This window comes from Methylobacterium sp. Leaf118, from assembly GCF_920984675.1.
Lineage (GTDB): Bacteria > Pseudomonadota > Alphaproteobacteria > Rhizobiales > Beijerinckiaceae > Methylobacterium.
Map to the genome: position 1 here is coordinate 1 of NZ_CAKLBV010000081.1, position 17,295 is coordinate 17,295.

At 74.5% G+C, this 17,295-nt stretch carries 18 protein-coding genes and 4 pseudogenes; 2 read left to right on the forward strand and 20 right to left on the reverse strand.

The features are described from left to right. From LW587_RS21690 to LW587_RS21740, 11 genes and pseudogenes are all read right to left on the reverse strand, one after another. A partial coding sequence (locus LW587_RS21690) for a baseplate multidomain protein megatron (RefSeq protein WP_232631666.1) occupies window positions 1-2,882 on the reverse strand: 2,882 nt, incomplete at its 3' end. A 25-nt stretch (window positions 2,883-2,907) separates the two neighbouring features. Continuing rightward, a complete protein-coding gene (locus LW587_RS21695) occupies window positions 2,908-3,363 on the reverse strand; it encodes an NlpC/P60 family protein (protein WP_232631667.1) in 456 nt (151 codons plus the stop codon). 11 nt (window positions 3,364-3,374) lie between these two features. After that, a complete protein-coding gene (locus tag LW587_RS21700) occupies window positions 3,375-4,268 on the reverse strand; it encodes a DUF2163 domain-containing protein (RefSeq protein WP_232631668.1) in 894 nt (297 codons plus the stop codon). Window positions 4,269-4,383: 115 nt separating this feature from the next. Continuing rightward, on the reverse strand, window positions 4,384-5,025 hold the full coding sequence (locus LW587_RS21705; protein ID WP_232631669.1) for a DUF2460 domain-containing protein: 642 nt from the start codon (window positions 5,023-5,025) through the stop codon (window positions 4,384-4,386). 136 nt (window positions 5,026-5,161) lie between these two features. Continuing rightward, window positions 5,162-5,764 carry a phage tail tape measure protein gene (locus LW587_RS21710; RefSeq protein ID WP_232631670.1) on the reverse strand — a complete coding sequence of 201 codons (603 nt, stop codon included), beginning with the start codon at window positions 5,762-5,764 and terminating at the stop codon, window positions 5,162-5,164. Next, window positions 5,761-5,937: pseudogene (locus tag LW587_RS21715) on the reverse strand (phage tail assembly chaperone); the annotation flags it as partial. The pseudogene LW587_RS21715 and the gene LW587_RS21710, both read right to left, overlap by 4 nt. Before the next feature lie 53 nt (window positions 5,938-5,990). Further along, window positions 5,991-6,317 carry a gene transfer agent family protein gene (locus LW587_RS21720; RefSeq protein WP_232631672.1) on the reverse strand — a complete coding sequence of 109 codons (327 nt, stop codon included), beginning with the start codon at window positions 6,315-6,317 and terminating at the stop codon, window positions 5,991-5,993. Window positions 6,318-6,327: 10 nt separating this feature from the next. Further along, a complete protein-coding gene (locus tag LW587_RS21725) occupies window positions 6,328-6,738 on the reverse strand; it encodes a phage major tail protein, TP901-1 family (protein WP_232631673.1) in 411 nt (136 codons plus the stop codon). Between the two features lie 35 nt (window positions 6,739-6,773). Further along, window positions 6,774-7,202 carry a DUF3168 domain-containing protein gene (locus LW587_RS21730; RefSeq protein WP_232631674.1) on the reverse strand — a complete coding sequence of 143 codons (429 nt, stop codon included), beginning with the start codon at window positions 7,200-7,202 and terminating at the stop codon, window positions 6,774-6,776. Continuing rightward, a complete protein-coding gene (locus LW587_RS21735; protein WP_232631675.1) occupies window positions 7,199-7,555 on the reverse strand; it encodes a head-tail adaptor protein in 357 nt (118 codons plus the stop codon). The genes LW587_RS21730 and LW587_RS21735 overlap by 4 nt, the downstream gene beginning before the upstream one ends. 29 nt (window positions 7,556-7,584) lie before the next feature. Then, window positions 7,585-8,154, reverse strand: coding sequence for a head-tail connector protein (locus LW587_RS21740; RefSeq protein ID WP_232631676.1), 570 nt, complete (start codon window positions 8,152-8,154; stop codon window positions 7,585-7,587). 29 nt (window positions 8,155-8,183) lie between these two features. On the opposite strand from LW587_RS21740, the gene LW587_RS21745 reads away from it, so the two are divergent. After that, a complete protein-coding gene (locus LW587_RS21745) occupies window positions 8,184-8,942 on the forward strand; it encodes a S1 family peptidase (RefSeq protein ID WP_232631677.1) in 759 nt (252 codons plus the stop codon). Window positions 8,943-9,074: 132 nt separating this feature from the next. Then, window positions 9,075-9,920, forward strand: a complete 846-nt coding sequence (locus LW587_RS21750; RefSeq protein WP_232631678.1) for a S1 family peptidase — start codon at window positions 9,075-9,077, stop codon at window positions 9,918-9,920. 3 nt (window positions 9,921-9,923) lie between these two features. Here the strand turns inward: LW587_RS21750 and LW587_RS21755 are convergent, their stop codons facing one another. The 9 genes and pseudogenes from LW587_RS21755 to LW587_RS21795 all read right to left on the reverse strand — a co-directional run. Next, window positions 9,924-11,189 carry a phage major capsid protein gene (locus LW587_RS21755; RefSeq protein ID WP_232631679.1) on the reverse strand — a complete coding sequence of 422 codons (1,266 nt, stop codon included), beginning with the start codon at window positions 11,187-11,189 and terminating at the stop codon, window positions 9,924-9,926. A 176-nt stretch (window positions 11,190-11,365) separates the two neighbouring features. After that, a pseudogene (locus LW587_RS21760) lies at window positions 11,366-11,812 on the reverse strand (HK97 family phage prohead protease); the annotation flags it as partial. Window positions 11,813-11,865: 53 nt separating this feature from the next. After that, window positions 11,866-13,025, reverse strand: a pseudogene (locus tag LW587_RS21765) (phage portal protein). Window positions 13,026-13,072: 47 nt separating this feature from the next. Beyond that, window positions 13,073-14,377 carry a DNA-packaging protein gene (locus LW587_RS21770; RefSeq protein WP_232631681.1) on the reverse strand — a complete coding sequence of 435 codons (1,305 nt, stop codon included), beginning with the start codon at window positions 14,375-14,377 and terminating at the stop codon, window positions 13,073-13,075. Next, entirely contained in the window at window positions 14,295-14,687 is a 393-nt protein-coding gene (locus LW587_RS21775; RefSeq protein ID WP_232631682.1) for a hypothetical protein, read from the reverse strand. The genes LW587_RS21770 and LW587_RS21775 overlap by 83 nt, the downstream gene beginning before the upstream one ends. Window positions 14,688-14,798: 111 nt before the next feature. Further along, window positions 14,799-15,569, reverse strand: coding sequence for a precorrin-3B C(17)-methyltransferase (gene cobJ / locus LW587_RS21780; RefSeq protein ID WP_232631683.1), 771 nt, complete (start codon window positions 15,567-15,569; stop codon window positions 14,799-14,801). Next, on the reverse strand, window positions 15,566-16,354 hold the full coding sequence (locus tag LW587_RS21785; RefSeq protein ID WP_232631684.1) for a precorrin-2 C(20)-methyltransferase: 789 nt from the start codon (window positions 16,352-16,354) through the stop codon (window positions 15,566-15,568). The genes cobJ and LW587_RS21785 overlap by 4 nt, the downstream gene beginning before the upstream one ends. Then, complete coding sequence (locus LW587_RS21790; protein ID WP_232631685.1) at window positions 16,354-16,986, reverse strand: precorrin-8X methylmutase; 633 nt, start codon at window positions 16,984-16,986, stop codon at window positions 16,354-16,356. The genes LW587_RS21785 and LW587_RS21790 overlap by 1 nt, the downstream gene beginning before the upstream one ends. After that, window positions 16,983-17,295, reverse strand: a pseudogene (locus tag LW587_RS21795) (precorrin-3B synthase); the annotation flags it as partial. The gene LW587_RS21790 and the pseudogene LW587_RS21795, both read right to left, overlap by 4 nt.

The window sequence follows — 17,295 nt, forward strand, 5'->3', positions numbered from 1 at the left end:
GCGACGGGCACCGCCTGCGTCTCGAACCGGCGGCCGGCGGGCGAATCGTCGATCCGGGCGATCCGGTGCAGGGCGCCCCCCGGCAGGATCACCCGGTCGCCGGGCTCGAGGTCGATCCGGCGCGGGCTCAAGCCGAAGGCGGCGGTCTCCCGCCCGGTGAGCGCCGTGTCGAGGAGCGCCTCGGCGAGGCCCTGGGCCGCGTCGCGCCGGGTCACCACGGCGGCCTCGATCCGCATCTCCCGGCGCCGGGGACCGAAGGGCCGCGACGCCGCGGCCGTGGCGCGGCGGTAATCCGGGCTCTCGCCGTCGGTGAAGCCGATCTCAACGGTGCGCGGCAATGCGCTCTCCTCGGCCCGCACGCGGCGCAGCGGCGCCGCCTCGCCCTCGGCGGGCACGAGATCGTCGGCATCGAGGGCGAGCGGCCGGCCGCCGCGGACGCCCCGCACCCGCAGGGTGCCGGCGGAGACGGACACGTCGAGGCCGTAGAGGCGGGCGAGCGGTTCGAGGGCCTCGCGGGCCGAGAGCGGGCGGTCGAGGACGTAGCCGTCGAGGAAGCCGTCGGCCGCGATGGCGGTGGGGGCGTCGATGCCGAGATCGGCCAGGATGGCGGCGATCAGCCGGTCGAGTTCGAGCCCCTCGATGCGACCGGTGATCCAATGGCCGAGCCCCCAGTTCCCGGCATCCGACCAGACCGCGCGGAAATCCGGGAAGGCCGGGAAGGGGCGCGCGTCCCAGGCCCAGACGAACACGGTCTCGGGGGCGATCATCCGGCCACCATAGAGCGGCGAGACCGGATTATGAGCCGGCTCAAAGCCGGGCGCCGCCGGATCGAAGCGCGCCAGGATGGCCCCCAGGCCGCGGGCCTGGATCAGGTCGTCGCGGGTGCCGCGGGAGAAGGGCGGGGCCGCGCTCTCGGCGGATTTCGGGTCGGGGAAGACATTGGGCCCGTTGGTGCCGCGATCGACCGCCGGGATCCCGATCTCGGTGAGCCAGATCGGCTTGGAGCAGGGCGTCCACATGGTCGGGCCGGTCTCGACCCCGTCGGCGCGCTCGACATGCGGGTTCGACCACCACGCCACGAGATCCTTGGCCCGGTAGATCCAGGGCTTGCCGTAGGCGCCATCGGTGATCGGGGTCCGCACCTGCCCGGCGCGGTCCTCGGGCGTCGCGTAGTACCAGTCGAAGGCCTCGCCCGCGCCGAGACGGTGTCCGAGATAGGCGCGGTCGTAGAGGTCGGGGGCCTCCCCCGCGTCGCGGTGGTCCGGCCCGTCGCGCCAGTCGGAGAGCGGCGGATAATAGTCGATCCCGACCGCGTCGATGGCCGGGTCGGCAAACAGCGGATCGAGGGGGAAGCGCAGCTGGGCGCCGCCGTCACGCACATGGGCGCCGTACTCGGTCCAGTCGGCGGCGTAGACGAGGGCGGTGCCGCCGCCGAGCCGGCTGCGCACCGCCGCGGCCAGCGCCTGGAACTGCTCCACCGCCGGGTAGCGCCCGTCCGGCCCCCGCACCCGGGTGAGGCTGGCAAATTCACTGCCGATCACGAAACCGGCGAGCGGCGAGCCGGCCGCCGCCCAGCCTGCGGCGAGATCGGCATAGTGCAGGATCATGGCGCGGTAGCCCTGCGGGCCTTCGAAGAAGGCGGCGACCTGATCGGCCGCCGCCGCGCTCCCGTCGGGGCTGCCCGCCACGCCGGGGGCGGGGTGGCAGGTGATGCGCCCGCGCCAGGGATAGGGCGGCTGAGTCGCCCCGGGATCGCGCGGGTCCGGCAGGGCATTGCCGGCCGGCACGTCCATCATCACGAAGGGGTAGAGCACGGTCGCGAGGCCGCGGCGGGCGAGATCGGCGACGAGGCGGGTCAGGCCGGCATCCGAGGGCGAGCCGCCGAAGGCCGCCGTCCCGCCCGACTGGGAGACGGCCGAAGCCGTCGCCCGGTCGCGGCCGGCCACCGCCCAGACCGCGCCCGTCGTCGCCTTCGCGGGGGCATCGACCCGCGGGGTGAGCGTGCAATGCCCGGCCCGCAGATCGTCCCCGAACCAGCTCGTCACCACCGAGACCCGGGCGAGATCGGGGCACAGCGCCTGCAGGGCGTCGAGGGAGGCGATCACGTCGCTCGCCCCCTGGAGCTGAAACCGGTTCGCCGGCCGCGTGGCGCCGAACCCCGCATCCTCGCTCACCGGCAGCGGATCGAGGCCGAACTCGGTCGAGCCCGGGATCAGGCACACGGCGCGGATGCGCCGGGCCAGCCCGTCCACGGGGCGGATCACCTCGAAGGCGAATTGAGGGACGCGGTTGCCGAAGGCCGCGAGCGGCAGGCGCTCGAAGACCACATAGGCGAGGCCGCGATAGGCCGGGGCGTCCGCCGCCCCCTCCTTGGCGACGATGAGCGGATCGGGCGCCTGCGTCGCGCCGCCGGTATGGACGCGGAGGGTGAGGGTCGTCAGGTCGAGCTCGGTCCCGTCGGCCCAGATCCGGCGCACCAAGGCGATCGCGCCGGCGCACAGGCCGACCGCGAGATTGGCCTCGTAGCTGTAGCTGGTCCGCACCGTCCGCCGCCCGCCCCCGCCGCCCTTCGCGCCGGAGGGGGTGCGCTCCACGGTGGTGTTGGCGATCTCGAGCGGCCGCGTCGCCCAGATCAGGGTCCCGCCCAGGCGCGCCCGCCCATAGACCCGCGGCACCGGCGCGCCCTCGGTGGAGGTCAGCCCCGCCAGATCCGACAGGCGCGGCCCCTCGACCACCCGGGCCCCGCCCGCGCCCCCGAACAGGGCATCGTCGAGCCCGGCCCCGCCCGCCGCACCGACGACGCGCCCGATCATGCCGCCGATGGGTCCGCCGAGCGCACTGCCGACCGCCTCGCCGGCGGTCTGGAGGACGAGGGTCGTCATGGCGGTTCCTCCGGTCGAGGCGGGGTCAGTCGGCGCCGGGAAAGCGGAAGGCGTGGACGAGGTGGCGTCGCCACCAGGGCGTCAGGGCGACCTCGGTGACCGCCGCCCCGTCATGGGCGTGGATCATCGCCGCCTCGCCGGTGGCGATGGCGCAGTGCTTTGCCGGCAAATGGGCGCGGAAGGCGAAGAGCAGCACGTCGCCGGGGCGGGGCCGGTAGTCCGGCCGCGGCACGGGAACCGGCACGAGATGGCGCCGGGCCGCGGCCACCATCGGGTCCTCGCCCGGGGCAGCGGATTCGGCCCAGGACGCCGCGTAGGGCGGAGGCGTTTCCGGCTCGGTCCCGTGCAGGGCGCGCCAGACGCCCCGCAGCAGACCGAGGCAGTCGCAGCCGACGCCCCGGAGCGAGGCTTGGTGGCGATAGGGCGTGCCGATCCAGCGGCGCGCCTCCGCGACGATCCGTTCCGCGACGATCCCGTCCATGGCGGCTTCCCTCACCGGAACAGGCTGGACCCGTCGCGCCGGGCGGCCTCGCCCGCGACCGCGCGCAGGACGAAGTCGTTGCCCGGCATGTGCGGGAAGCCCTGGAAGTTGATCGCGTTGGCGAACCGATCGCGGCAGGTCGCGAACCGCTTGTCGCAGCCCGCCGTGAGGGTGAAGGCGTCGCCGGGCGCCACGGGCCAGGGCGGCGGCTCCCAGAGGTCGAGGATCACGGCCTCGCCCTCGCGGGTCTCGCCGCGCAGATCGCCCGAGGCACCGGCGCCGGCGCCCCCGGTCCAGGTGAGGCGCCCGGCGGCGAACCAGCCCGGGGCGAAGGCACCCGCCAGCGTGACGGCGAGCCGGCCGGGCGCGCGGACGGCCGCCACCGTCCCCTGAGTCCGGTAACGCGGATCGCCGAGGTCGATGCGGCAGCGCCCGTCGCCGAGATCGGCGTCGCAGGCCGCGCGGAAGCTGCGGCCGGTCGGCGCGTCGAGCTGGTGCATCAGCCCGCGCAACTCGGCCACGAAGGCGCCGCCGGCCCGGCGGATCTCGCCGAGGCTCGCCACGTCGAGGAGCAGGCGCGCGTCCGGCGCCGCCCAATCGACCAGCCAGGTCTCGACCCCGGCCCCGTCATAGAGGCCAGCCGCCACATCCGCCTCGGTGAGGCCGGCGGAGGTCAAGGCGCCCGCCACCTCGCCGCCGCCGACGGCGAAGCCGAGCTCGGCCGAGGCCTCCGCCGCCTCCAGCCCGGACAGGGCGGCGTAGGTCACCCCACCGATGACGAGGTCGCGGTCATGGTCGGTGAAGCCGAGCACCCCGCCGTCGCGGCGGCGCAGGGACCAGCAGCGGCACAGGGTGCTCGCCCCCTCGCCGAGGCGGGCGGCGAGGGCGGCCGGAATCTCGCGCATCGGTGACGCCTCCTTTCGAGATGGGGAGCTAGGCTGCGTGTCGGCGCCCCTGCGCCCGGCGGACGGCGCCCGCCGCGCGGGCGGATCGGGGGCAGCGAGCGCGTCGTGGTCCGCGTCAGGGCACGATCTCGACGAGGGGAATCCGCGGCACCTCGCCGGCCGTGAAGGCCGCGAGGTCGATCGACAATTCGTCGGTGTCGAAGCGGACCGGCACGTCGAACTCGAAGCCGGCGGTGATCGCCGCCCCGGGGGGCGGCGTGGCGCCGGGGACGAAGGTGACGAGCCCGGTCGCGGCATCGCAGGTCGCCTGCCCCCCCGCGACCTCGATGCCGTCGACGGCGATCCGCACGGAGCCGACCACCGGCTTGGCGATGGTGCGGCGCCAGGGCAGCGGCCCCGCCCCATAGGTCTTGGCGAGGGCGAAGACGCGGGCGGTCCCGTCGCCGAGGCCGAGGGGCTGATCGGTCGGCGCCACCGCCCGCGAGGGCGGGCCCGAGCGGTGATCGACCCGGTCGCGGTAGCGGAACCCGTAGAGGCGCCCGCGCCGCTCCTCGAAGAAGATCAGCACCGCGTGGAGCGCATCCAGCGTGCGGATGCCGAGCCCGGCATCGTAGCGGCGGCGCGAATCCGCCCAGCGGCTGTTGCGGTGCTCCCGGCCCGAGGCGAGCGTGACGATCTCGGTGCGCCGGACCGGACCGCCGCCGCCGCGCAGGGCCACGTCAAGGGGGAAGCGCACCTCGTGGAAGTCGGACGGCATGGCACGGGCTCTCCGAAAGGCGACGGGGCGGGCGCGCGACGACGGCCCGGCCCCGGCCGCCGCGATGGCGAGGCGGTGACGCTTCGCCACGCGCCGGAGGCGCGATCGACGCTCGGCCCCGTCCGCGGAAGGATCCTCACAGGGCGCGCCGGCCCCGGGCCACGGCCCGGGCGAGGCGGGCGGCGACCTGGGCTTCGGAGCGGCGGAAACCCTCGATGTCGGGGGTCGCGATGTTGACGGTGACGCTGACGGGCCGCTCGGTGCCTCCCGCGGCGACGCCGAGCCTGCCGTCGCTGCCGCGCCGGAGCGGCAGGATCGCCTCGGGGCCGGCCTCGCCCATCAGGCCGAGATCGCCGCTCCCGCCGGTGAGCGGAAAATAGGTCGGTGCGGCCACCACGCCGCCGGCCGCGAAGGGCCGCACCCGGGCGGCCGCGCCCGGTCCGCGCCCGTCGAGCACGGCGCCACGGGCGAAGGCGGTTGCGCCCCCGCTTCCCGGGCTCAGAAGGCTGTCGACGAGGCCTTTCACCCCCGCCCGCACCGGTTCGAGCGCCGCCTTGGCGGCCACGCCGGCGAGCTTGGTGGCCAAGGTGCCGAGCAGCCCGTCGAGCTGGCGCCCGGTCTGGAGGTTCTGGTGGAAGGCCGAGGACAGGCTCTGGCCGAATTTCTGGGCGAGCCGGTCGAGGGTTTCGAGCTGCCGGACGCGCTCGGCGGTGCTGCGGTCGATCTCGCGGCCGGTCATCGAGGGATCTCCGGATCGGGATAGGCGAGGAGCAACTGGTCGAAGGCGGCGCGGTCGAGCGCCGCGCCCGGCCCGGCCCGCAGGCCCGCGGCGGCGGCGATCTCGCGGGGCGTGGCGGCCCAGAGATCGCGCGGGCGCCAGCGCAGGGTGGACAGGCCGAGCGCGAGCACCGCGTCCCACGGAAAGGCGGAGAGTGGGGTCTCCGGCGCCGTCCCTCCCGTGGGATTTAAGGGCCCGGCGCCGGCCCGTCCCCGAACGCCGCGGTCAGCGCCTCGCCGAGCGCGGCGACGACGGCGGGCAGGCCGCCGGCGAGCGGCAGGCGGGCCACCGCCTCGTCATCGAGCGCATGCCCGCCCCCGCGCAGGGCCGCGCCGAGGAGCGCGACGAGGTCATGGGCGCTCAAGCGCCCGCGCTCGAACCGTTCGGCGAGGCCGTCGAGGCTGCCGGCCGCGAGGGCGTCCTCCAGCTCGGCGAGGGCGCCGAGGGTGAAGCAGAGGGTGTAGCGCTCTCCCCCGAGCGCCAGCGGCACCTCGCCCCGTCTGCGATTGGCCATCGCCCGCCCCTCACGCCGCGGTGAAGCTCACGGCGCCCGCGGAATCGAGCGCCAGGTCGTAGGTCACCTCGCCCGCATGGTCGCCGCGGTATTCGAGGCTGGTGATCTGGAACGGGCCCTCGATCGTGCCGAAGGCCGGCACCACGATCTGGAAGCGGTCAATCGTGCCGTCGAAGAACATCTGCCGCAGGCGCGCGTCGGAGGCCTCGTCGCGGAAGACGCCGGCTCCGGCGACGGAGGCGCGGCGCATGCCGGCCCCGTCGAGGAGTTCGCGCCAGCGCCCGGCCGAGTCGGCGTTGGTCACGTCCACGGTCTCGGCGTTGAAGGCGAGTTGCCGGGTGCGCAACCCGGCCACGGCGACGAAGCCGTTCGCGCCGTCGCCGATGCGGATCAGCAGATCCTTGCCCTTCTGTGCACTCATGATCGGCTCCTGGTGGCGTCGCGGGGGAACGGGCGTCAGGCCGCGGGCGCGACCTCGGTCACCGCCTCGAGGTGAAGGGTGGCGCGGGCCTCGCCCGAGCGCTCGTCGCGGAGGACGGCGAGGCTGCGCAGGCGCAGGAGAACGAGAGCGTGGCCGTCGAGGGGGAGGTCGGCGTCGTCGAGGAGCGCGCCGATGCGCTCGGCGGCGTCGAACGCGCTGCGGACCGAGCCGGGCTTGGCGAAGACGATCAGCGCCAGGGCGTGGCGGTGGCGGCGGGCGCCCGCGACGGAATCGTCGCGGACCTCGCCGTCGCCGAACAGGGCGTAGACCGGGGCGGCCCCGCGCGGCGGCTCGTCGTAGAGCCGCACCCCTCCGCCCATCAGGACGGACAGCGCAGGGTCGCCCGCGAGACGGGCGAGAATTCCGGCGCGCAGGGCCAGGAGCGGACTGAGCGGGGCCGTCACGGCAGGGCTTCCTCGACGATCTCCTCGACCTCGCAGACGAGGTCGCGGCCCGCGCCGTCGGGATCGTCGGCGGCACGGATGGGGAAGCGGCGCACCCCGTCGGCGAACCGCATGGCGGGGGTGACATCGGGCCGAAAGCGCAGGCTGACCCGGTAGAGCCCGGCCCGCTCAGGGCGCCCGCCCCGGGGCGCGGCGGCGCTCCCCAGGGGCTCCAGGGCCCCCCAGAGGGTCGGCCCGGCGACGTAGCGGCGCAGCCGGCCGCCGAAGCCGTCGGGCTCCTCCACCAGCCGTTCGAGCACGAGGCGTCGCCGCCGCGCCCCCAGGGGCGCACGGGGTGTCGCGGATCGGGCCATCGCGGGATCTCCGAAGGTCGAGATTCGTCCTAGAGCCGCATCCGCCGGCAGGCGGTCGCGAGGCCCGCGGCGGCGGGCGGCAGGAGGCGGGGCGCGCCGGGGTCGTCGCCCCGGTTCTCGAACCAGTCCGCCACCGTCAGGCGCAGGGCCTGGAGCAGCGGCTCCGGCGCCACCGGGCCGTCGCCGCCGCTCCCGGCGATCACCTCGACGAGCGCAGAGCGGCCGTCGAGTGCCGGCAGGTCGGGTCCGAACCGCAGGCAGGGCGCGTCCCACGGATCGGGACCGAGGCGGATCGGGCCCGGATCGATCGCGCTCAAGACCCCGTCCGCCGCGGCGAGGCTCACCCGCTCCACCGCGACGAGGGGGCTCAGGGGCAGCGGCAGCACCCCGTCCGCCGGCCAGGCGGTCAGGACCACCTGAAAGCGGGCCGGGCGCAGGAGGCGCCGGGAGGCCGTCTCGACCGCGCCGCGGGCGGCGGTGACGAGGGCCGCGACCAGGGTGTCCTCCGCGCTCTCGTCGGAGCCGAGGCGCAGATAGGCCCGCATGGCCGCGAGGCTCACCGGCTCGACGCCGAGATCGGCGACGCGTATCGGAGTCATGCCGTCCTCCCGTGAATTGATCGTCGACCATGCGCGCGCCGACCCCGCTTCCCCGCCTCGCGGGTCCGCGTCGCAGCCTGCGCGCGGCCGCCGCGGCGCTCGCCCTCGTGGCGAGCCCGGCCCAGGCCATCGTCGGCGGGCGCGAGGGGGCGGACCTGCCGGGCGCGCGCTCCGCCGTGATGGTGCTGACCTCCGGCGGGGGCGTCTGCACCGGCGTCGTCCTCGCCCCCGATGCGGTCCTGACCGCGGGGCATTGCGTGGCGGGCGCCGCGGAGAACCGCGTCCATTACCGGGACGAGGCCGGGCAGCCCGTGCTCGCCGACGTCGCCGTCCGAGCCCTGCATCCGGCCTACGACGACGACGCGATCCGCGGACGTACCCGCTCGATCGACCTCGCCCTGCTGCGCACCCGCGCCCCCCTCCCGGCCCGGTTCGCGCCGGCGAGCCTGAGCCCGGCGATGCCGCGGGCGGGCGCCGCCCTGACGCTCGCCGGCTACGGCGCCGCCCGGGCGAGCGACCGGCGCTCGATCGGCCGCTACCGCGGCGCGACGCTCGGCGTGGTCGAGCCCTACGGGCCGAGCCGCATCCTGGTCTGGCTGCAGGCCCGGGGGGCCGGTGGCTGCAACGGCGATTCCGGCGGCCCGATCCTCGAGGGCGGCGCGGTCGTGGCACTCGCCGCCTGGGTCAAGGACGCGTGCGGCGGCCTGACCCAGGGCATCCTGCTCGGGCCGCAGCGCGATTGGATCGACCGCACCCTCTCCGGTTGGGGCGCCGCCGCGCGCTGGTGAGGCGGGACAGCGCGGCCCTCGGGGATCGTTTGCGCATTCATCCCTCGGGAACCGGACCTTGGCCGCCGAATTGCGTTCGGATACGGTCGGTGCGTCCGGCTTCGGAAGCGTCCGGACCTTCGGAGAATCGCGATGGCTTCGAGCCCCCTGCGTGCCTGTCTGCTCGGAGCCCTGCTGGGGCTGGTTCCCCTCTCGGCCCAGGCCGTGGTCGAGGGGCAGACCAGCCGCGACCCCGGGGGCTTGCGCGCCTCCGTGGTGCGCATCGAGAGCAACCAGGGCGAGATCTGCTCCGGCACGCTGATCGCCCAGGATCTCGTTCTGACCGCCGCCCACTGCGTGATGCGCCGGACGAGCTACACCGTATTCGTGGTCGATCCCGATTTCCGCCAGCGCCGGCTGCGGGTGGTGGCGGCCTCCATGCATCCCGATTTCGTGCCCGGCACGACCCCGGAAGAGCAGCCCGGCATCGATCTGGCCATGCTGAAGCTGGAGCGCCCGGTCGGCGCCGGCTTCCGCCCGCTCGACCCCCGCAACGGCGCCATCACCACCGGGGATGCCGTCAACATCGCCGGATACGGCGTCCTGGCCGAGAACCGCCGCGGCACCGCCCGGACGCTGCGCACCGCGAACCTGGTCTCGATCGGCTCGCTCCAGGTCGCCAACCGCGTCACCGTGGTGACCGATGCCCGCCGTCTCGCCCAGACCGCGGGCGCGGGCGCCTGCCTCGGCGATTCCGGCGGCCCGATCCTGCGCGGCGGCCAGATGGTCGGCGTGGTGAGTTGGTCGAGCGGTGCCATGCGCCAGGACCGGCGGGCCCGCACGGCCTGCGGCGGCTTCACCGCCGTGACGCCGACCGCCGAGCACACGAGCTGGATCTCCAACCGCGCCGCCGAGATGGAGGCCCTCCCGGCCGACGTCGCCGCCCAGGCCGGCGAGACCCGCTGGGTCGCCCGGCCCGGACGGCGCTCGGCGCGCTGAGGATCAGGCGAACTTCAGCAGCTTGATCGCGTCGAAGTCCTGCACGCCGCCGCCGACGCGCTTGGTGGTGTAGAACAGCACGTAGGGCTTGGCGGAATACGGGTCGCGCAGGGTCCTGAGGCCCGCGCGGTCCACCACGAGATAGCCGCGGCGGAAATCCCCGAAGGCGATCGAGAGGCTGCCCGCGGCGAGATCGGGCATCGCCTCGGCCTCGGCCACGGGAAACCCCATCAGGGTCGCGGCGCGGTCGGCGGCGAGCGGCGGCTGCCAGAGGTAATGACCGTCGGCGTCCTTGAACTTGCGGATCGCGCTCTGGACGCGCCGGTTCATCACGAAGCTCGCCCCCTGCCGGTAGCCGGCCCGCAGCGCGTAGATCAGGTCGAACAGGATGTCGGTCGGGTCGTTCGCCGGGAAGGCACCCGCCGCGCCCGTGGCGACAAAGCCGAGCTTGCCTGGAACCCAGGCGGCGTTCGCGACCGTGTCGTAGGCGAGGAAGCCCTTCGGCCGGGCGACGCCGTTGCCGGTGACGAAGGCCACGCTCTCCTGCTCGGCAAACGCCGCCTCGACCTCCTCGGCGAGCCACGCATCGATGTCGAGCACCGCGTCGTCGAGCAGCGTCTGGGTCGCCGCCGGCATGGCGTAGAGCTCCATCGCCGGAAAGCTCAGCTCCGACAGGCTCGGCGCGTCGGTCTGCGGCCGCGCCGCCGTCTCGGCGACCCAGCCGGAGGCCGGGCCACTGACGCTGACCGCCCGCTTGTACTGCCCGCCCGAGACCACCCGCACCGTGGCAAGCGCGCGGATCGGCGAGATCTCGGCCAAGCGGCGCAGCACCTCGCGCTCGAGGGTCGAGGGCACCAAGTAGCCGCCGTCGGGTCCGGAGCCCGCCGAGAGCGCCTTCTCCTCCAGCCGCTTCAGTCCCGCGCTCTCGCCGGCCCTGACGTAGAGGTCGAACGCCGCCTTGTGCTCGGTGGCGGACGCGTCCCGCGGCACCTCCGGGTGGCCCAGGGGCGGCCGGGCCCGGTCGAGGCTGATCCGGTCGAGGCGGGACTTCGCCTGATCGAGGGCCACGTCGATCCGGGCGAGCTTCTCCTCGGTCACCACATCGGCACCGAACCGTCCTTCGAGCTCGGCGAGCCGGGCGTCGTTGGTCTCCTTGAAGGCCTCGAAGGCGCGGGAAAACTCCTCAATGACAGGGTCGGCGCCCATCAGGGCGGCCTTGTTCTCGGGCAGGCTCGACGGGGCCTTGGTCTCGAAACGGGTCTCGGTCATGGCGTCCTCTCGGTGGTGAAGGGCGGTCAGGGGCGGGCAGCCGGGGCCAAGTGGCTCAGAGCCAGACGACTCGGGGTCAGGCGGCTCGGGGTCAGGCGACTCGGGGCCAGGCGACTCGGGGCCAGGCGACTCGGGGCCAGGCGACTCGGGGCCAGGCGACTCGGAGTCAGGCGGCTCGGGGCCGGCGCGGACAGGCGGGGCATTCGCGCGGTCAGGCGCGGCTGGAAGGCGCGGGCGATGCGGGCCTCGGGCTGGAGCGGGAAGGTCACGAGCGAGACCTCCCACAGGTCGATGGCCAGCAGCCGCCGCCCGCCGCGCTCCGGCACGGCGCGCACCACGCGAAACCCGATCGACAGCCCGTCGAGGGCGTGGTCGCGCAGGAGCGCGTCGATCTCGCGGGCCCGCTGAACCGCGAGATTGAGCCGGCCGGCGACGCGCAGGCCCCGAGCGTCCTCGGCGAGTGAGAGCCATGTCCCGATCGGCTCGGCCGGATCGTGCTGCCAGAGCATCCGCACGCCCCCCCGCCGGGCGAGGCTCGCCGCGAAAGCGCCCGGCGCGACGGTGTCGCGACCGAGATCGGGCACGCCGAACAGGCTGGCGTAGCCGGTGAAATGGCCATCCATCGAAACCTCGGAAGGAAAGAAGAGGCGGGCTCCGCCTGGAACCCGCCGGGGCCTCAGGCCCCGGTCCCCGGGACCGGGTTGGGATAGCCGACCGCTGCGCGCTTCTCGGCCACCGACAGGAAATCGGCCGCCTGCACCCGGCGCCACAGCGATTCCCGCTCCATCGCCAGCGCCTCGATGCCGTCGAGGTCGGGTTCCAGCCGGGCCGGGCCGAAGGCCGGCTCCAGCCAGCGGGCGAGGGAATCCGCGGTGCGACGCACCAGCGGGATCACCGTCTGCCGGTAGAAGGCGCGGTTGGCCTCGGCGTAGTTGGCGTGGGTGTTGTCGCCGGGCAGGCCCAGCAGGAGCGGCGGCACGCCGAAGGCGAGCGCGATCTCGCGGGCGGCGGCCGCCTTCGCCTCGACGAAGTCCATCTCCTTGGGTGAGAGCGCAAGCGGGCGCCAATCGAGCCCGCCATCGAGGAGCAGCGGGCGGCCGGCATTGCCCGCGCCCTGATAGCTCGTCTCCAGTTCCGCCTTGAGGCGGGTGAACTGCGCGTCACTGAGCGAAGCACCCGAAGCCGGCGCGAAGACCAGGGCGCCGGAGGGGCGCGCGGCGTTGTCGAGCAGGGCCTTGTTCCAGGCGCCCGCCGCGTTGTGGATGTCGAGCGGCACCGCCGCCGCCTCCATCGGCGAGAGGCCGTAATGGTCGTCGAGCGGGTTGAACAGGGTCAAGTGCAGGATCGGCGGCAGAGCACCGGCCTGCTCGTAGCGGATCGTGCGCCCGCCGACGCTGTAGGCGTAGCCCGTTGGCCAGCCGTCGGGCCCGGCCAGCACCCGCATCCGGTCGGGGCGCAGGCAGAACAATTCCCGGGGCGTCCCTCGACCTCGACCGCCTCCAGATAGGCGTTGCCCGAGACGAGCAGATGTCCGTAGACCCGGTCGAGGAAGCCGGCGCCACCTTCACGGGGATTCGGGCGCGTCAGCAGATCGATCAGCGGGTGGGCATCGTCGGCTCCGGCCAGCGTCAGCGGCAGGGTGGCGGCGGCCTCCGCCACCAGCCGCACGGCCCGGTGGACGACGGCGTTCCGTTGAAATCCCTCGCGGGCGAGGGCCGCGTAATCCCGCGGCGTCCACACCGCACGCGCCTCGCCATAGAGGGCGATGGCGGCGCTCGCCTTGGTGGCCGGCACGTAGCCGGCGGCGCGGGCGAGACGCGTGAACAGGCTGGGCATGGCGACGCGCTCCGCAAATGTTTCACGTGAAATTAACCCTGTTGCGATCACAGGGGCCGGACCCGCGGCTCCGAGCGCGGCGCCAGCATCAGATACGTGAGCGCCCAGACCAACGCGTCGAGGCGATCCGGCGAGGCGCCGTTCGACAGGCCGCCGGCGCCGAAATCGCACATCTCGTCTTCCAGCGCGGGCAACGGCCCGACATGGCGCACACGGCCCTGCGCATAGAGCAGCGAGACCGGCTCCGCCCGCAGCCGCTTCCCCCGGGTCGCCCGCACCGGACGCACCGGAACATCGGGATCGGCCTCGGCCAGCACGGCGGTCACCATCTCGCCGCCCTGGTTCACCTCGGCGACGAGGGCATCCGCCTCCAGCCGGTGGTAGAGCGCGAGCGCGGCCTGGGCCCAGGCGGCGGGCGTCTCCCGGTGCAGGGTCGCATCGGCGAGGACGAAGGCCGTGCCGTCGGCCGCCAACCCCGCCGCCACGATCCCGCAGGCATCCGCCCCGGCCCGCGACGAGGCGGGCGGATCCACCGCGACCGCGATCCGCACCAGGACCGGCGCCGCCGCGACCCGGACGCGCTCGAGCCCGTCGCGGGTCCAGAGCGCGTCCGGCCGATCCTCGATGAGTTCGCCGTCGAGTTCCTGCCGCCCGAGCCGCGTCCCGGCATAGCGCCCGACCACCTCGTCGAGGAAGCGGGCGCTCAGGTTCCCGGCATTGTCGGCGGTGCGCGAGCGGGTGACGACGGTGCGCGGATCGGCGAGCAGGCGCCGGATCAGCGGCACCGGCCGCGGCGTCGTCGTGACGAGGCCGCGCGGCTGGGCGCCGAGCCGCAGCCCGAACTGGATCATGTCGTAGGCGGCCTCGCCGCCCTGCCACTTGGCGACCTCGTCGGACCAGGCGGCGCCGAATTGCGGGCCCCGCAGCGAATCCGGCTCCTCCGCGGAGAAGGCGAGCGCCACCGCGCCGTTGTCGAAGGTGAGGCGCCGCCGCGACGGCTGCCAGACCGGCCGCGCCTGTCCGAGGGCCGGCAGGGCGAGGAGGCCGGACGGCCCCTCGATCATCACGTCACGCACATCGGCGAAGGTCTCGCCGATCAACGCGATGCGCCCGACCGGCGCGTCGGTGAAGACCGGATCGCCCCAGGCGAGGCCCCGCACCCATTCGGCGCCGGTCCGGGTCTTGCCCGAACCGCGCCCCCCGATCACCGCCCAGGTCGTCCAGGCGCCGGGCGGCGGAAGCTGGTCGGACCGGGCATTGTGCAGCCAGTCATCCGCCAGGAGGCGCAGGTGTTTCGGCGGCAGATGGGACAAAAACGCCGTCGTCCGGCTCGTCCGCCGCGAATGCCGCATAGCGGCGCGCGATATCCGCGCGGAGCGCCACGACATCGAGAGGGGGACCGCTTGCGCCATCCCCGCCTCCGTTTCCGACCATCAGTTCATCGAGCAGGTGCTTGAGTCCGACGAGATCCCGGAGCACCTTTCCGGAATCGAGCCCGGCGGACGGCTCCGCCGCATCGAGGACGGCATCCAGCCGGTCGATCTGCCGCGCCACATGCGTCAGCAGCCGCGCCCGCAACCGCTTGGCGGTGACGGGAGGCTTCTTCCGAGGTGGTTGGGGCTTGTGCGACGGCGCGACGAGCGGTGTGGAGCGGGGCGCCATCGCCGGGTCTCCATTCACACTTCTTGAGCGTGGAGGTGTTGTACCTCAGGAGCGTCGCGCTGTCAATCCATTATTTCCTATCGTAGGCATATGTACCGATAACGCCGCGCCTCAGCCGGCCACGCTGCGGGGTGTGTAGACGAACGGCGTCTGCCCCTCTCGCTCGATCAGCCGGGTCGTCGGCGTTCCGATCAGGATCATCGTGGCCATGTCAGCGGGCGCGGTGCGGGCCTCCGTCAGGGTGAGGACGCGGACCGATTCGTCGGGTCGGCTCACGGCGCGGGCGAAGATCACCGGGGTGACCGCGGGCAGGATCTCGGCGGCGAGCGCCAGCGCCTGTCCGAGCTGCCACGGCCGGGCGGACGAGATCGGGTTGTAGAGGGCAACCGCGAAACCGGCGCGGAACACCGCCTCGAGCCGCGCGCTCACGACCGTCCAGGGCTTGAGGTTGTCCGAGAGGGAGAGCGCGCAGAAATCGCCCCCGAGCGGCGCGCCGAGCCGGGCGGCGGCGGCGAGCATCGCGGTGATGCCGGGCTCGACCCGGATGTCGAGGTCGCGCCATTCCCGGGGGCCGTGTTCGACGGCCTCGAACACCGCCGCCGCCATGGCGAAGACACCGGGATCGCCCCCCGACACCACCGCGACCCGGCGGCCGGACAGGGCGAGGTCGAGGGCGTGGCGGGCGCGGTCGAGTTCGACCCGGTTGTCGCTGGCGTGGCGCGCCAGCCCTGCGCGCTCGGGCACGCGGGCGACATAGGGCTGGTAGCCGATCAGATCCTGCGCGGCGTCCAGCGCCGCGCGGGCGGATTCGGTGAGGAGGCGCGGGTCTCCGGGGCCGAGGCCGACGACCGTGACGCTGCCGCGCGCCGGCCCGGCGCTCACGGCCTCCGGCCTTCGCCGGGCACCAGCACCATCGAGAAATAGGGCGCCGAATCGTCGGGCTTCTGGGCCAGCGGCACGACCCGCTCGCCCGCCATGGTGCCGCGCTCGACATAGACGGCGCGGTCGAGGAGGCCGGTCTCGGCGAGCACCGCGCGCACCTTCGGCAGGTGGCGGCCGAGCTTCATGATGACCGCGGCGTCGGTGCCGCGCAGCCGGTCGAGGAGGGCGGCGCGGGGCAGCGTCGCGGGCAGGATCGTCAGCACGTCGTCGCCCCAAGTGATCGGCGTGCCGGCCCGGGTCCAGCAGCCCGACATGCCGGTGACCCCGGGGATCACCTCGACGGGGAAGCGGTCCTTCAGGCGCCGCCACAGATGCATGAACGAGCCGTAGAAGAACGGATCGCCCTCCGAGAGGATCGCCACGTCGCGGCCCGCGCCGAGATGGTCGGCGAGCCGCCCGGCGGCCTCGTCGTAGAACGCGGCGAGCGCGGCCACGTAGTCCGGGTGATCGGGCGCGAGTTCGGTGGTGTAGGGATAGGCCAGCGGGACCTCGCGGGCGGCATCGCGGATCACCGCGTCGGCGATGGTGCGGGCGTTGCCGCGCTTGCCCCGCTTGCAGAAATGGACGAGCACCGGCGCACGCTCCAGCACGCGCATCGCCTTCACGGTGAGCAGGCCGGGATCGCCCGGCCCCATGCCGACGCCGAACAGCGTGCCGGTCTCCTGGCGGACGAGGGGATCGCCCTCAGGCGCGGCGGGCGCATCGATGTGCGGGCTCCCCTCCATCACTCGACCTCGCATGCGAGCGCGTTGACGGCGGCCGCCGTCATGGCGCTGCCGCCGCGGCGGCCATGGACCACGACGAAGGGCACCCGGCCGTCACGGGCCAGCGCCTCCTTTGACTCCGCCGCGCCGACGAAGCCTACGGGGATGCCGATGACGGCCGCCGGAGGTGCGATCCCCTCGTCGAGGAGTTCGAGCAGGCGGAACAGGGCGGTGGGGGCGTTGCCGACCGCGACCACGCTGCCGGGCAGGTGCGCGCGCCACAATTCCATCGCGGCGGCCGAGCGGGTGGTGCCCAGGGTCTTGGCGAGGTCCGGCACCCGCGGGTCGCCGAGGGTGCAGACCACCGCATTGCCGGCCGGCAGGCGGGCGCGGGTGACGCCGTCGGCGACCATGCGCACGTCGCACAGGATCGGGGCGCCGGCTTTCAGCGCCGCCTCGCCGGCCGCGGCGAAATCCTCCGACATCGCGACATCGCCGGGCAGGTCGGTCATGCCGCAGGCGTGGATCATCCGCACCACGACCCGCTCGGCCGCGCCGGACCAGCGCGCGAGGTCGGATTCGGCCCGGATCATCGCGAAGGAGCGGGCGTAGATCGCGCCGCCGTCGCGGATGTAGTCGTGGCGCGCACTCATCTCACGTTGTCCCGAAACACCCGATCCAGCGCCGGGAGCCCGGCCGCGGCGGCCTTCCTTATCCGGTCCAGCGCCACCTCGAAAGCGAGTTGCGTGGCCGGCTCGCCGGAGGGCGGGCCCGCCAGCACGATGTCGTAGGCCCCGTCGCGGGCCACCAGGGTCAGGTCGGCGGGGCCCGGATGGGCGCAGCCCTTGGCGCAGCCCGAGACATGGACCGAGAGTCCGAGGGCGGCGAACGGCGCCAGGGCCTCGGCGAGCCGGGCGGCATGGTCGGGCACCGGCGTCGTGCCGGAGCGGCAGGCGGGCGCG

Coding starts and splice junctions, on each gene's coding strand:
- LW587_RS21735 (WP_232631675.1), bottom strand. CDS start 7,555: ATGGCCCGATCCGCGACACCCCGTGCGCCCCTGGGGGCGCGGCGGCGA.
- LW587_RS21755 (WP_232631679.1), bottom strand. CDS start 11,189: ATGACCGAGACCCGTTTCGAGACCAAGGCCCCGTCGAGCCTGCCCGAG.
- LW587_RS21740 (WP_232631676.1), bottom strand. CDS start 8,154: ATGACTCCGATACGCGTCGCCGATCTCGGCGTCGAGCCGGTGAGCCTC.
- LW587_RS21725 (WP_232631673.1), bottom strand. CDS start 6,738: ATGAGTGCACAGAAGGGCAAGGATCTGCTGATCCGCATCGGCGACGGC.
- LW587_RS21700 (WP_232631668.1), bottom strand. CDS start 4,268: ATGCGCGAGATTCCGGCCGCCCTCGCCGCCCGCCTCGGCGAGGGGGCG.
- LW587_RS21770 (WP_232631681.1), bottom strand. CDS start 14,377: ATGCGGCATTCGCGGCGGACGAGCCGGACGACGGCGTTTTTGTCCCAT.
- LW587_RS21710 (WP_232631670.1), bottom strand. CDS start 5,764: ATGACCGGCCGCGAGATCGACCGCAGCACCGCCGAGCGCGTCCGGCAG.
- LW587_RS21785 (WP_232631684.1), bottom strand. CDS start 16,354: ATGGAGGGGAGCCCGCACATCGATGCGCCCGCCGCGCCTGAGGGCGAT.
- LW587_RS21745 (WP_232631677.1), top strand. CDS start 8,184: ATGCGCGCGCCGACCCCGCTTCCCCGCCTCGCGGGTCCGCGTCGCAGC.
- LW587_RS21775 (WP_232631682.1), bottom strand. CDS start 14,687: ATGGCGCCCCGCTCCACACCGCTCGTCGCGCCGTCGCACAAGCCCCAA.
- LW587_RS21750 (WP_232631678.1), top strand. CDS start 9,075: ATGGCTTCGAGCCCCCTGCGTGCCTGTCTGCTCGGAGCCCTGCTGGGG.
- LW587_RS21695 (WP_232631667.1), bottom strand. CDS start 3,363: ATGGACGGGATCGTCGCGGAACGGATCGTCGCGGAGGCGCGCCGCTGG.
- LW587_RS21790 (WP_232631685.1), bottom strand. CDS start 16,986: ATGAGTGCGCGCCACGACTACATCCGCGACGGCGGCGCGATCTACGCC.
- LW587_RS21705 (WP_232631669.1), bottom strand. CDS start 5,025: ATGCCGTCCGACTTCCACGAGGTGCGCTTCCCCCTTGACGTGGCCCTG.
- LW587_RS21720 (WP_232631672.1), bottom strand. CDS start 6,317: ATGGCCAATCGCAGACGGGGCGAGGTGCCGCTGGCGCTCGGGGGAGAG.